The organism is Burkholderia sp. Bmkn7 (genome assembly GCF_041103175.1).
In the GTDB taxonomy this organism is placed as follows: Bacteria; Pseudomonadota; Gammaproteobacteria; order Burkholderiales; family Burkholderiaceae; genus Burkholderia; species Burkholderia cepacia.
Map to the genome: position 1 here is coordinate 1262004 of NZ_JBGCUH010000001.1, position 12964 is coordinate 1274967.

Annotated in this window: 10 protein-coding genes; 4 read left to right on the forward strand and 6 right to left on the reverse strand. The window is 68.8% G+C overall.

From position 1 onward, the window contains the following. Positions 1 to 316: 316 nt before the first annotated feature. From msrB to AB3K92_RS05660, 4 genes are all read left to right on the forward strand, one after another. On the forward strand, positions 317 to 847 hold the full coding sequence (gene msrB, locus AB3K92_RS05645; protein WP_021156789.1) for a peptide-methionine (R)-S-oxide reductase MsrB: 531 nt from the start codon (positions 317 to 319) through the stop codon (positions 845 to 847). 35 nt (positions 848 to 882) lie between these two features. Then, complete coding sequence (locus AB3K92_RS05650) at positions 883 to 2778, forward strand: cytochrome c biogenesis protein DipZ (RefSeq protein ID WP_369464611.1); 1896 nt, start codon at positions 883 to 885, stop codon at positions 2776 to 2778. Positions 2779 to 2898: 120 nt separating this feature from the next. Continuing rightward, positions 2899 to 3594 (forward strand): peptide-methionine (S)-S-oxide reductase MsrA, encoded by a 696-nt coding sequence (msrA, locus tag AB3K92_RS05655; protein WP_051392132.1) that lies wholly within the window; start codon positions 2899 to 2901, stop codon positions 3592 to 3594. Between the two features lie 279 nt (positions 3595 to 3873). Next, positions 3874 to 4989 carry an aromatic ring-hydroxylating dioxygenase subunit alpha gene (locus AB3K92_RS05660; RefSeq protein ID WP_059623613.1) on the forward strand — a complete coding sequence of 372 codons (1116 nt, stop codon included), beginning with the start codon at positions 3874 to 3876 and terminating at the stop codon, positions 4987 to 4989. Positions 4990 to 5021: 32 nt separating this feature from the next. Here AB3K92_RS05660 and AB3K92_RS05665 read toward each other — a convergent pair whose 3' ends face one another. The 6 genes from AB3K92_RS05665 to preA form a co-directional block, all read right to left on the reverse strand. Further along, positions 5022 to 5411, reverse strand: coding sequence for a cytidine deaminase (locus AB3K92_RS05665; RefSeq protein ID WP_048029016.1), 390 nt, complete (start codon positions 5409 to 5411; stop codon positions 5022 to 5024). Positions 5412 to 5522: 111 nt separating this feature from the next. Beyond that, positions 5523 to 6839, reverse strand: coding sequence for a thymidine phosphorylase (deoA, locus tag AB3K92_RS05670; RefSeq protein ID WP_059706274.1), 1317 nt, complete (start codon positions 6837 to 6839; stop codon positions 5523 to 5525). 38 nt (positions 6840 to 6877) lie between these two features. After that, on the reverse strand, positions 6878 to 8152 hold the full coding sequence (locus AB3K92_RS05675; RefSeq protein WP_369464612.1) for a NupC/NupG family nucleoside CNT transporter: 1275 nt from the start codon (positions 8150 to 8152) through the stop codon (positions 6878 to 6880). A 349-nt stretch (positions 8153 to 8501) separates the two neighbouring features. After that, a complete protein-coding gene (gene hydA, locus AB3K92_RS05680; protein WP_369464613.1) occupies positions 8502 to 9959 on the reverse strand; it encodes a dihydropyrimidinase in 1458 nt (485 codons plus the stop codon). 70 nt (positions 9960 to 10029) lie between these two features. Next, positions 10030 to 11538 (reverse strand): NCS1 family nucleobase:cation symporter-1, encoded by a 1509-nt coding sequence (locus AB3K92_RS05685; RefSeq protein ID WP_369464614.1) that lies wholly within the window; start codon positions 11536 to 11538, stop codon positions 10030 to 10032. 102 nt (positions 11539 to 11640) lie between these two features. Beyond that, positions 11641 to 12960 carry an NAD-dependent dihydropyrimidine dehydrogenase subunit PreA gene (gene preA, locus AB3K92_RS05690; protein ID WP_060322436.1) on the reverse strand — a complete coding sequence of 440 codons (1320 nt, stop codon included), beginning with the start codon at positions 12958 to 12960 and terminating at the stop codon, positions 11641 to 11643. Positions 12961 to 12964: the final 4 nt, after the last annotated feature.

Here is a 12964-nt window from a genome sequence, read left to right on the forward strand (position 1 = left end):
TCGGCGTGATGCATGACCGCAGTCAAACAACGCTCGTGTCCCTGTCCGATTCGACCGGCAAGCCAAACTCCGGATTCGCCGCACCTCTCGACGAACACTAAAAAGACACTAAAAATCGCGGCGCGAACAGACGCCCGGTAAACATTGGCTGCTCCCCCGCTCGAAGGCCCTTGCCAGCCGGGGCTTCGACAGATTCCAGCCCCCCCAACCCAACACCCCAGACTTCACGATTCATTTAACTTTCCGTGAGGACTTCGACACCGACCGCTGACTACGATGGGCGCATGTTTTCAGGACCTGCTGCCAGGAGCCCATCATGCCCACCCGCAGACATCTGCTGTTCGCCGGCGCCACCGGCCTCGCCGCGCTCGCGACCCTGTCGTCCGTCGGCCGCCGCGCGCTGGTCGGCCGCGCGTTCGCCGCGCCGCCGGCCACCCCGCAGACGGCCGCGCCTTTCGAAGTCACCCTCAGCGACGCCGAATGGCATCGCCGGCTCACGCCCGCCCAGTACACGGTCCTGCGCGAAGCCGGCACCGAGCGCCCGTACACCAGCCCGCTGAACGACGAGCACCGGCACGGCACGTTCGCGTGCGCCGGCTGCGACCTCGCGCTGTTCTCGTCGGCCGCCAAGTTCGACAGCCATACAGGCTGGCCGAGCTTCTGGAAGCCGCTCGACCACGCGGTCGCCACCCACACCGACGCGTCGTTCGGGATGATCCGCACCGAAGTGCACTGCCGCCGCTGCGGCGGCCATCTCGGCCACGTGTTCGACGACGGCCCGCCGCCGACCGGCCTGCGCTACTGCATGAACGGCCTCGCCCTCGCCTTCCACCCCGCCACCGCCTGATCCGGCCCCACGCCCGATCGACTGGAGAACGCACCATGCTGCTCATCGTCCTTGCCTATCTCGGCGGCGTGCTCACGATCCTGAGCCCGTGCATCCTGCCCGTGCTGCCGTTCGTGTTCGCGCGCGCCGACCAGCCGTTCGTGCGCACCGGCCTGCCGCTGCTGGCCGGCATGGCCCTCACGTTCGCCGTCGTCGCGACGCTCGCGGCCGTCGGCGGCGGCTGGGTCGCGCAAGCCAACCAGGCCGGCCGCTGGGTCGCCATCGTGCTGCTCGCGGTGTTCGGCCTGACGCTGCTGATGCCGCGTCTCGCGGAGCACCTGACGCGACCGCTCGTCGCCGCCGGCAACCGCCTCACCGGCTTCGCGCAACGCGACGGCCGCCCGGCCGGCCCCGCGTCGTCGCTGCTGCTCGGCGTCGCGACCGGCCTGCTGTGGGCGCCGTGCGCGGGCCCGATCCTCGGGCTCGTGCTGACCGGCGCCGCGCTGCGCGGCGCCAGCGTCGGCACGACGCTGCTGCTGGTCGCGTATGCGGCCGGCGCGGCGACGTCGCTCGGCGTCGCGCTGGTGATCGGCGGCAAGGTGTTCGCCGCGATGAAGCGCTCGCTCGGCGCCGGCGAATGGATCAAGCGCGGAATCGGCGCGGCGCTGCTGGCCGGCGTCGGCGCGATCGCGCTCGGCCTCGATACGGGCGCGCTCGCACAACTGTCGACCGTCACGACGGGTGGGCTCGAAACGAAGCTCGTCGACCGGCTCGGCGGGCGTGCCAACGGCACGCCGGCGGCAATGGCACCGGCCGGCGGTTCGGCGGAAAACGTGGCAGAACACGCGGCGGACGGCTCGGCCAACGGTGTCGCGAACGGTGCCGGCGGCGCGATGATGGCCGCGACGGCCGATGCCGCACAGGCCGGCGGCGCGATGATGCGCGTGGTGGACGCGACGCATGCGCCGGCCGCGCTGCCCGTCGAAGGCACACTGCCGTCGCTCGACGGCGCGGTGCAGTGGCTGAACTCGCCGCCGCTGACGGCGGCCGGCCTGCGCGGCAAGGTGGTGCTGGTCGATTTCTGGACGTATTCGTGCATCAACTGCCTGCGCACGCTGCCTTACACGACCGCGTGGGCGCGCAAGTACGCGCCGTACGGGCTCGTCGTGATCGGTGTGCACGCACCCGAATTCGCGTTCGAACGCGACATCGGCAACGTGAAGAAGGCCGTGCACGACCTCGGCATCGACTTCCCGGTCGCGATCGACAACCACTTCGCGATCTGGCGCGCATTCAACAACGAATACTGGCCCGCGCACTACTTCGTCGACGCGCAGGGTCGCGTGCGCCGGCACCACTTCGGCGAAGGCGAGTACGCGGAGTCGGAGCGCGCGATCCAGTCGCTGCTCGCCGAGGCAGGCCATCCGGAAGCGCTGAACGTGCCGCTCGGGCTCGCCGGCGCGCCCGCGAAGGGCGCGCTCGCGGCGGCCGACAGCGCGGACGTCCGCTCGCCCGAGACCTACGTCGGCTACGCACGCGCCGAGGATTTCGTGTCGCCCGGCGGCGTGGTGCGGGATGCGGCGTATCACTATGCCGAGCCGGCCCGTCCCGATCTGAACGACTGGGGCCTCGCCGGCATGTGGCGGGTCGGCGCCGAACGCGCGACGCTCGCGGCACCCGCCGGCCGCATCGTCTACCGCTTCCATGCGCGCGACTTGCACCTGGTGCTCGGCCCCGGCGAGGACGGCAAGCCGGTGCGCTTTCGCGTGACGCTTGACGGCGCGGCCCCCGGCGCCGCGCACGGCAGCGACGTCGATGCGCAAGGCTACGGCACCGTGACCGGGCAACGCCTGTACCAGTTGGTCCGGCAACCCGGCGCGATCGCCGATCGCACGTTCTCGATCGAGTTTCTCGATCCCGGCGTGAATGCCTATGCGTTCACGTTCGGCTGATCCCGGCCGGGGCGGCGCACCGGCGCCGCGTCCGGGCCACGCTTTCCATTCCGCCTTCCGAAGGAGCACACCGTGAACACCATCTCCCCCCGCGGTTCCGCGCCGCAACGGCGCACGGCGATGCTGCGCCGCATCGGCGCCATCGCCGTCGCGGCGCTCGCCGTGTTCGGCTACCAGCGCATCGTCAACTCCGCCGAGCCGATGCGCACCGTCCCCGCGCCCACGCTCGACGAAACGCCCGGCGCATCGCACGACGAGACGGCCGTGCTCGCCGGCGGCTGCTTCTGGGGCGTGCAAGGCGTATTCGAGCACGTGAAGGGCGTGAAGCAGGTCACGGCCGGCTATGCGGGCGGTGCGTCCGAAACCGCGCACTATGCGCTCGTCGGCTCGGGGCTGACCGGGCATGCGGAATCGGTTCGCATCGTCTACGACCCGACCCAGATCACGTACGGCCGGCTTCTGCAGGTGTTCTTCTCGGTCGCGCACGATCCGACCGAGCTCAACCGGCAGGGCCCCGACGAAGGGTCGCAATACCGGTCGGCGATCTTCCCGACCACCGCGCAGCAACGCGCGGTCGCGAGCGCGTACATCGCGCAGCTCGGCACCGCGCACGTGTTTCCGGCGCCGGTCGTCACGCGTGTCGAGGACTACAAGGGGTTCTACCCGGCCGAGGCCTACCACCAGAACTACCTCGAGCTGCACCCGGACGCGCCGTACATCGCGTACAACGACATGCCGAAGATCGCCGGGTTGAAGCAGTACTTCCCGGCGCTGTACCGCACCGACGCGGTGCTGTGGCGCGATGCACGCTCGTGACCGCCGCTCGGTCACGCGGTCACGTGGTCACGCCGCCGCATGACGGGGTGACGGGTTGACCGGGTAACACCTGCCGCGCAGCCGAAGCCCGTGCGGCCACGCACAGCCGGCGCGAGCCGCCCGCGATCCGGTTTGCGCTGCATCAACGAAACGGCGGCCGCCGTGCCGGGGCAAACCCGCATCGCGTCCGCCGCGACCGGCAACTTCGCGTAGACTTCTCCAGATCCCCGCCGCAACTTGCGGCGCCCGGAATTCCAGTCCAGCCCGGAGGCGTCACGCATGCGAGCAGTGCCCTTCCCTGACAGCGGCACCCTTGGAGAACCCTCTTCCGGCGCGGCCGTGCGCGACTTGCGCCGCGTGCCGATTCATCCCGATCACTGGTACCCGCTCGCGTGGTCGCGCGAGCTGAAACGCGGCAAGACGCTCGGCGTGCGCTTCGCCGGCGATCCGATCGTGCTCGTGCGCACCGAATCCGGCGCCGTGTACGCGCTCGAGGATCGTTGCGCGCACCGCCAGGTGCCGCTGCACGCGGGCGTCGTGAGCGGCGAGACGCTGCGCTGCTGCTATCACGGCTGGACCTACGCGTGCGACAGCGGCCGCTGCGTCGACGTGCCGTACCTCGGCCGCGAGCGCCTGCCCAACGGCGTGCGCGCGTATCCGTGCCGCGAAGCGCACGGGCTGATCTTCGTGTTCCCGGGCGACGCGACGCTCGCCGACTCGCGGCCGTTCCCCGCGCTCGAATCGGCGGACGACCGCGCGTTCAAGACGCGTCGCTTCGGCCGCGAGGTCAAGTGCCACTACTCGTTCATGCACGAGAACCTGATGGACATGAACCATCAGTTCCTGCATCGCAAGCAGATGGGGCAGATGCGTGCGCGCTCGGTCGGCCGGCGCCGCGGCGACGACTGGGTCGAGGTGGACTACACGTTCGCGCGGATGGAAGGCAAGCAGCCGGTGGGCGAGGCGCTCGTGTTCGGCGCGAGCAAGAAGCCGGGCGAGCAGGCGAACAAGAGCGTGATGACGGTGCGCACCGGTTATCCGTACCAGACACTGCAGATCCGCTCGAGCGAAGGCACGCTCGTGATGGACCTGTGGATCGTCTACGTCCCGCTCGACGCGGAGCAGCGGACCAACCGCACGTTCGGACTGCTGTCGATCCACAAGCCCGGCATACCGTTCGCGCTCGATCTCGCGTGGCCGCTGCTCGTCTGGTTCACCGAGCGCATCTTCCGCGAGGATCGCTGGATCGTCGAGCGCGAGCAGGAAGCGCATGACCGGCAGGGCGCCGACTGGAACCACGAGGTGTTTCCGGTCATCAACGAGCTGCGCGACCTGCTGCGCCAGTGCGGCGCGCGCACGGTGATCCCGATCCGCGAAGCGCGCGACGGCGCGTGACGTGAGCGGCGCGCCGTCGCGCGCGCCGTTCGTTACAAGCGGAACGCGCCGGGCAGCAATGCGTCGGCCGTCGTGACGCTGACGGCCCCGTGCAGGTTGGCCAGGATCACTTCGATGTCCGGCGTGCCGATCTCGATGATCACCTGGCGGCAGGCGCCGCACGGCGCGATCGGGCCGTCCGTGTCGCCCACGACCGCGAGCCGCGTGAAATCCCCCGGACGATAACCGGCGGCGATGGCCGCAAACATCGCCGTGCGTTCCGCGCAGTTGCAGAGTCCGTAAGACGCGTTCTCGACATTGCAGCCGTGAAAAACCGTCCCGTCGCGCGCCAGCAGCGCGGCGCCAACCTTGAAGCGGGAATACGGCGCATACGCGCGTTCGCGCGCCGCCTTCGCCGCTTCGATCAGTTCGTGTCGTTCCATCTCGTCGTGCCTCCGATTGTGTGCCGGGGGCGCATCGGCGCGGCCGCAACCCGGCCGCCACGATACGCCCGTGGCGTGCAGCGATCGCCGGTATCCGCACCGTGCGACCGGTCAGCCGATCCGCTGATAGAGGGTCGGCGGCGCGTCGCCCGTGTCGCCCAGCACGTAGCTGCGCTGGATCGCCTCCACCGCGTGCGCCGCGGCGGCTGCGTCGCGGGCATGCACATGGCCGAGCGGCTGGCCGGCTTCGACATGCTGCCCGATCTCCGCGAGCGCCGTCAGGCCGACACGGTAGTCGATCGCGTCCGCCGCGCGCGTACGGCCGCCGCCGAGCGCGACGACCGCGAGCCCGAGCGCGCGGCAATCGATCCGCTGCACGACGCCGCTCACGCGCGACGGAACCGGTACGATCACCTCCGCCCGCGCGAGATGACGCGCGGGGGCGTCGATCAGGTCCGCGGGGCCGCCGAGCGCCGTGACCATCTTCGCGAAGCGTTCCGCCGCCGCCCCCGAATCGAGCGCGTGCTGCAACTTCACGCGCGCCGCCTCGACGTCGCGCGCCAGCCCGCCGGTGACGAGCAACTCCGCCGACAGCGCCATCGTGACGTCATGCAGGCGCGCCGGGCGCGACTTGCCCGTCAGGTAGTCGATCGCGCACGCCACTTCGAGCGCATTGCCCGCGCACGGCGCGAGCGACTGGTTCATGTCGGTGAGGATCGCGGTCGTCTTCATGCCGGCGCCGTTGCCGACGTCGACGATGCTGCGCGCCAGCTCCGCCGATTTCTCCGCCGTCGGCATGAACGCGCCGGAGCCGACCTTCACGTCCATCACGAGCCCGTCGAGCCCGGCCGCGAGTTTCTTCGACAGGATCGACGCGGTGATCATCGCGATCGACTCGACGGTCGCCGTCACGTCGCGAATCGCATAGATGCGCTTGTCGGCCGGCGCGAGCCGCGCCGTCTGCCCGATGATCGCGACGCCGACCTCGCGCACCGTGCGACGAAACACGTCCGTATCGGGCGTCACGTCGTAGCCGGGAATCGCGCTCAGCTTGTCGAGCGTGCCGCCGGTATGGCCGAGCCCGCGCCCCGAGATCATCGGCACGTAGCCGCCGCACGCGGCGACCATCGGCCCGAGCATCAGCGACACGACATCGCCGACGCCGCCGGTCGAATGCTTGTCGATCACCGGCCCGCCGAGATCGAGCGCGCGCCAGTCGAGCACGTCGCCCGAGTCGCGCTGCGCGAGCGTCAGCGCGACGCGCTCGTCGGTGCTCAGGTCGTTGAAAAACACGGCCATCGCGAACGCGGCCACCTGGCCCTCGGTCACGCTGCCGTCGGTCACGCCGCGCACGAACGCGGCAATCGCGTCACGGTCGAGCGGCTGCCCGTCGCGCTTCCGGCGAATGAATTCCTGCGGTAAAAACATCGTTGCCTCTCCTCGATCGTTCAGGTTCAGGCGCAAGTTCAATGAAGCGAAAAGAACAGGCCCGCAATCGCCGCGCTCATCAGGTTCGACAGCGTCGCGGCCGTCAGTGCGCGCAGGCCGTGTCGCGCGACTTCCGAGCGGCGCTCGGGCGCGACCGCGCTGAAGCCGCCCGCGAGGATCGCGATCGACGAGAAGTTCGCGAAGCCGCACAGCGCGAACGACACGATCGCGAGCGTCTTCGGGTCGAGCACCTGCAGGCCGGCCGCCGCGACGTGCTCGCCGCTCTTCAGGTACGGCGACAGGTCGCCATACGCGACGAACTCGTTGAAGATCAGCTTCTCGCCGATGAAGTTGCCGGCCAGTGCCGCGTCGTGCCACGGCACGCCGATGATCCACGCGAGCGGCGCGAACAGGTGGCCGATGATACCCACGAGCGTGATCTGCGGAAAGCCCGCGAACGCCGCCACGCCGCTGACGATGAGGTTCATCAGCGCGATGAGCCCGACGAACGCGATCAGCATCGCGCCGACGTTGATCGCGATCCGCAGCCCGACCGACGCGCCCGACGCCGCCGCCTCGATCACGTTGGCGGCGCGCTTGTCGTCGAAATCGAGCCCGTCGACCACGACGCGGCTCGGCTCGACCGTCGGAAACAGCAGCTTGCCGAACAGCAGGCCGCCGGGCACCGCCATGAACGACGCGGCGAGCAGGTATTCCATCTTCACGCCGAGGCCCGCATAGCCGACCAGCACCGAGCCGGCGACCGACGCCATGCCGCTCGCCATCACCGTGAAGATCTCGGCGCTCGTCATGTTCCGCACGAACGGCTTCACGAGCGCGGGCATCTCGCTCTGCCCGAGAAAGATCGTCGCGACGGCCGAGCACGCCTCGATGCGGCTCACGCCGAGCACTTTCGCCAGTGCGGCGCCGAGGATCGCGACGACCCATTTCATCACGCCGATGTAGTACAGCACCGCGATCAGTGCGGTCACGAAGATGATCATCGGCAGCACGCGCAGGCCGAACACGAACCCGCCGTCGCCGAACAGCTGGAACATCTTGCTGTCGACGAGCCCGCCGAACACGAACGCGATGCCGTGATTGCCCATGTCGAGCACGCGATTGACGCCGTTCGCGGCCGCCGCCAGCGCCGTGCGGCCGGACGGCACGAACAGCACCAGCGCGCCGATCGCCAGTTGCGTGCACAGCGCGGCGATCATGGTCCGGCCGCTCACCGCGCGCCGGTTGTTCGACAGCAGGTAGGCCACCAGCAGCAGGAACAGCATACCCAGGAGACTGCGCAGAATATCCACCTCGTACTCCTTGCTCTCAATGTTGTTGGACTGTTCGGCGGGCAGGCCCGGCATACCTGCGAAAACGCCGTCGGTGGATATTACTCGCCGGCATGCAAGCCGACAACGCAAACAAAATGGCCGCGTTCGAGCAACGTCGCGTGCTTCGTCGACTTGCTCAGTTCTTCTACATACCGGGAGATCGGCAAGACGGGATCACGCCACGATCCGTCCCAAATACTGAGAGAACTGGCGGGATGGTGTGCAGCGGGCAGAAGCAGTGCCGGCATGCACGGGAAGACAAGAGGAAGCATGCGGGGCGTGCCGCTCGACCCGACACGCCCCGCACGTTACACACGTTACGCACCGTTCAGCCGGCGCGCTCGACCGGATGCGGTTCGCGCAGCCGGTTCGCGATCCGCGCGGCCTCGTAGTAGCCAGCGGCCGGCGGGCGCTTCAGGTAGCGGCCCGCGCCTCGCACCGCGCGCAATTCGCCGTCGGCCCACGCGAGTGCGCCGCGCGTGAGCGTATGCGTCGCGACGCCCTGCACCGTCATCCCTTCGAACACGTTGAAGTCGACCTGCTGGTGATGGGTCTTCACCGAGATCGTCTTCGTCGCGGCAGGGTCCCACACGACGAGATCGGCATCGGCGCCCACCTGCACGGCGCCCTTGCGCGGATACAGGTTGAAGATCTGCGCGGCATTCGTCGACGTGATCCGCACGAACTCGTTCGGCGTGATACGGCCGTGATTCACGCCGTGATGCCACAGCACCGACATGCGATCCTCGACCCCGCCGCAGCCGTTCGGGATCTTCGTGAAATCGTCGCGGCCCATCGCCTTCTGCGACGCGCAGAACACGCAGTGGTCGGTCGCCGTCGTATGCAGTTGCCCCGCCTGCAGCCCGCGCCACAGCGCCTCGCGATGCTCGGCCGAGCGGAACGGCGGGCTCATCACGTGCGCGGCCGCGCGCGTCCAGTCCGGATCGCGATAAACGGCCTCGTCGATCACCAGATGGCCCGGCAGCACCTCGCCGAACACGCGCAGCCCCTCGCTGCGTGCGCGCGTGATCGCATCCACCGCGTCCTTCGCGGAGACGTGCACGATGTACACGGGCACGCCGAGCACCTGCGCGATGCGGATCGCGCGGTTCGCGGCCTCGCCCTCGACCTCCGGCGGCCGCGACAGCGGATGCGCCTCCGGCCCCGTCATCCCGCGCGCGAGCAGCGCCTTCTGCAGCTGGAACACGAGCTCGCCGTTCTCGGCGTGCACGGTCGGCAGCGCGCCGAGTTCGAGCGAACGCGAGAAGCTGTTCACGAGCACCTCGTCGTCGGCCATGATCGCGTTCTTGTACGCCATGAAGTGCTTGAAGCTCGACACGCCGTGCTCGCGCACGAGCGTACCCATGTCGCGATGCACGCTCTCGTCCCACCACGTCACGGCCACGTGGAAGCCGTAGTCGGCTGCCGCCTTCTCGGCCCAGCCGCGCCATTCGCGGAACGCGTCCATCAGCGGCTGCTCCGGGCTCGGGATCACGAAGTCGATGATGCTCGTCGTGCCGCCGGCGAGCCCGGCGGCCGTGCCCGAGTAGAAATCGTCGCTCGCGGTCGTGCCCATGAACGGCAGTTCCATGTGCGTATGCGGATCGATGCCGCCCGGCATCACGTACTGGTCGTGCGCGTCGACGACGCTCGCGCCGGCCGGCGCGTCGATCTGCTCGGCGATCTGGAGGATCGTGCCGCCGTCTTCAGGGTCCGCGCACAGAACGTCGGCGCGATAGGAGCGGTCCGCATCGACCACGGTGCCGCCGCGAATCAGGATTGCCATGGGGTTGCCTCCTCGTTGACTGTCGGGTGCCGCATCGCACGCATCAAGCGCATCAAGCGCATCGCGCGTGTCATGCGCTCGCGATCTGCGCGCGCTGTCCGGCGCGCCACTTCATCCAGGTTCCGTACACGCCCGACGCCAGCACGAGGCCGACGAACCACGCGTACGTATAAAGCGTGTTGAAGAACGCCGGCACGTTCGGGAACGACGCCGGAAATGCCGTGTGCAGGAAGCCGGGCAGGTTCGGCAGCACGCCGACCGCGAGCGCGGCCAGCGCGGCCGGGTTCCAGCCGCGCGCGTAGCTGAAGCCGCCGCGTTCGTCGAACAGCGCGCGCGTGTCGAGCCGCGTGCCGCGAATCAGGAAGTAGTCGACCATCATGATCCCCGCCACGGGCCCGAGCAGCGCCGAATAACCGACGAGCCAGGTGAAGATGTAGCCGTCCGTCGTCGCGAGGATCTTCCACGGCATCATCACGATCGCGATGGTCGCGGTGATCATCCCGCCGGTGCGGTACGAGATCGCCTTCGGCCACAGGCTCGAGAAATCGTAGGCCGGGCCGACGAGATTCGCGGCGAGGTTGCAGCACATCGTGTCGAGCGTGAGGATCACGAGCGCGATGCCCACGCCGATGCCCGTCATCCGGCTCGTCAGGTCGATCGGATCCCAGATCGCGTTGCCGTAGATCACGACGGTCGCGGACGTCACGACGACCGACACCACCGACAGCAGTGCCATCGGCAACGGCAGCCCGATCGACTGGCCGATCACCTGGTCGCGCTGCGAATGCGCGAAGCGCGTGAAATCGGGGATGTTCAGCGCGAGCGTCGCCCAGAAGCCGACCATCGCGGTCAGGCCCGGCCAGAAGGTCGCCCAGAACAGCCCGGCCTTCTTGCCGCCCGCCGCGAACTGCGACGGCGCCGACAGCATCGTGCCGAAGCCGCCCGCCTTCGACGTCGCCCACCACACGAGCGCCACGCACATCACGACCTTGATCGGCGCGGACCAGCTCTCGAGCCAGCGGATCGAATCGGTGCCGTGCCAGATGAAGTAGAGCTGCAGCGCCCAGAACACGAGAAAGCACGCGAGCTGCCCGAACCCGATGCCGACGACCGGCAGCGCGGCGCCGTGCAGCGCGTTGCCGGTCAGGATGTTCAGCAGCGTATAGATCGCACTGCCGCCGAGCCAGGTCTGGATCCCGTACCAGCCGCATGCGACGATCGCGCGCAACAGCGCCGGTAGCTTCGCGCCCTGCGTGCCGAACGACGCGCGCACGAGCACCGCGTACGGAATCCCGTGCTTCGCGCCCGCATGACCGATCAGCAGCATCGGCACGAGCACGATCAGGTTGCCGAGCAACACCGTCGTCACGGCCTGCCACGGCGACATGCCTTCCTGGATCAGCCCCGCCGCAAGCATGTACGACGCAATGTTCATCACCATCCCGACCCAGAGCGCCGCGAAGTGATACCACTTCCACGTGCGCTGCGCCGGCGTCGTCGGCGCGAGGTCGTCGTTGTACAGGCTGCCGCCCTGCGCCGGGGCGCCATCGGGATCGGCGGGATTCGCTGCGTGATTCATCGAACGCACTCCACGAAAACGTCGGCGCCGGCACCATGCGATGCAGGCCCGGGTGGAACGAAAAGCGGCGGTGCGGGGCTCGCCCGCGCCGCCGGACGCCGGTCAGGCAGCCTTCTTCGCGTGCTTCTCGGGTGCCGCCGCCGCACCTGTACTCGCCCCCGCGTCCGCGCTCGCCGGATTGTTCGGATGCGTGGTCCAGTTCGCGTAGTCGCCCGAATCGACGCGCTCCATCGTGATGCATTGCTCGACCGGACACACATGCATGCAAAGATTGCACCCGACGCATTCCGAGTCCACCACTTCGAAGTGACGCACGCCGTCCTTCGTCGCCGTGATCGCCTGGTGAGACGTATCCTCGCACGCGATATGGCACAGCCCGCACTGGATGCAGCGATCCTGGTCGATGCGCGCCTTGATGTCGTACTTCAGGTTCAGGTATTTCCAGTCGGTCACGTTCGGCACCGCACGGCCGCGGATATCGTCGAGCGTCGCGTAGCCCTTCTCGTCCATCCAGTTCGACAGGCCGTCGGCGAGGTCCGACACGATCCGGAATCCATAATGCATCGCCGCGGTGCACACCTGCACGCTGCCGGCGCCGAGCACCATGAACTCGGCTGCGTCGCGCCACGACGAGATGCCGCCGATGCCGGAGATCGGCAGGTTCGGCGTTTCCGGATCGCGCGCGATCTCCGCGACCATGTTCAACGCGATCGGCTTGACCGCCGGGCCGCAATAGCCGCCGTGCGTGCCCTTGCCGTCCACGGTCGGCATCGGCGCCATGTGGTCGAGATCGACCGCGACGATCGAGTTGATCGTGTTGATCAGCGACACGCCGTCCGCGCCGCCCTTGTATGCGGCGCGCGACCCCATCCGGATATCGCTGATGTTCGGCGTGAGCTTCACGAGGCACGGCAGCTTCGTGCCTTCCTTCACCCAGCGCGTGACCATCTCCACGTATTCGGGCACCTGCCCGACCGCCGCGCCCATCCCGCGCTCGCTCATCCCGTGCGGACAGCCGAAGTTCAGCTCGACCGCGTCGGCGCCCGTATCCTCGACGAGCGGCAAGATCCATTTCCAGTCCCGCTCGTTGCACGGCACCATCAGCGACACGATCAGCGCGCGTTCCGGCCAGTCGCGCTTCACCTGCGCGATCTCTCTCAGGTTCACGTCGAGCGGACGGTCGGTGATCAGCTCGATGTTGTTCAGCCCCGCGATGCGCTGGCCGTTCCACTGCACGGCGCCGTAGCGCGAACTGACGTTGACGACGTGCGGATCGAGCCCGAGCGTCTTCCACACGACGCCGCCCCAGCCCGCCTCGAACGCGCGGTTCACGTTGTAGGCCTTGTCGGTCGGCGGCGCGGACGCCAGCCAGAAGGGATTCGGCGAAGTGATGCCCGCGATGGTGCAGCGAAGGTCGGCCATGTTC

What these genes read in the sequence shown, in the direction of transcription:
- AB3K92_RS05650 (WP_369464611.1), top strand. Translation starts at nt 883, where the DNA reads ATGCTGCTCATCGTCCTTGCCTATCTCGGCGGCGTGCTCACGATCCTG.
- msrA (WP_051392132.1), top strand. Translation starts at nt 2,899, where the DNA reads ATGCTGCGCCGCATCGGCGCCATCGCCGTCGCGGCGCTCGCCGTGTTC.
- AB3K92_RS05685 (WP_369464614.1), bottom strand. Translation starts at nt 11,538, where the DNA reads ATGAATCACGCAGCGAATCCCGCCGATCCCGATGGCGCCCCGGCGCAG.
- msrB (WP_021156789.1), top strand. Translation starts at nt 317, where the DNA reads ATGCCCACCCGCAGACATCTGCTGTTCGCCGGCGCCACCGGCCTCGCC.
- deoA (WP_059706274.1), bottom strand. Translation starts at nt 6,839, where the DNA reads ATGTTTTTACCGCAGGAATTCATTCGCCGGAAGCGCGACGGGCAGCCG.
- preA (WP_060322436.1), bottom strand. Translation starts at nt 12,960, where the DNA reads ATGGCCGACCTTCGCTGCACCATCGCGGGCATCACTTCGCCGAATCCC.
- hydA (WP_369464613.1), bottom strand. Translation starts at nt 9,959, where the DNA reads ATGGCAATCCTGATTCGCGGCGGCACCGTGGTCGATGCGGACCGCTCC.
- AB3K92_RS05665 (WP_048029016.1), bottom strand. Translation starts at nt 5,411, where the DNA reads ATGGAACGACACGAACTGATCGAAGCGGCGAAGGCGGCGCGCGAACGC.
- AB3K92_RS05660 (WP_059623613.1), top strand. Translation starts at nt 3,874, where the DNA reads ATGCGAGCAGTGCCCTTCCCTGACAGCGGCACCCTTGGAGAACCCTCT.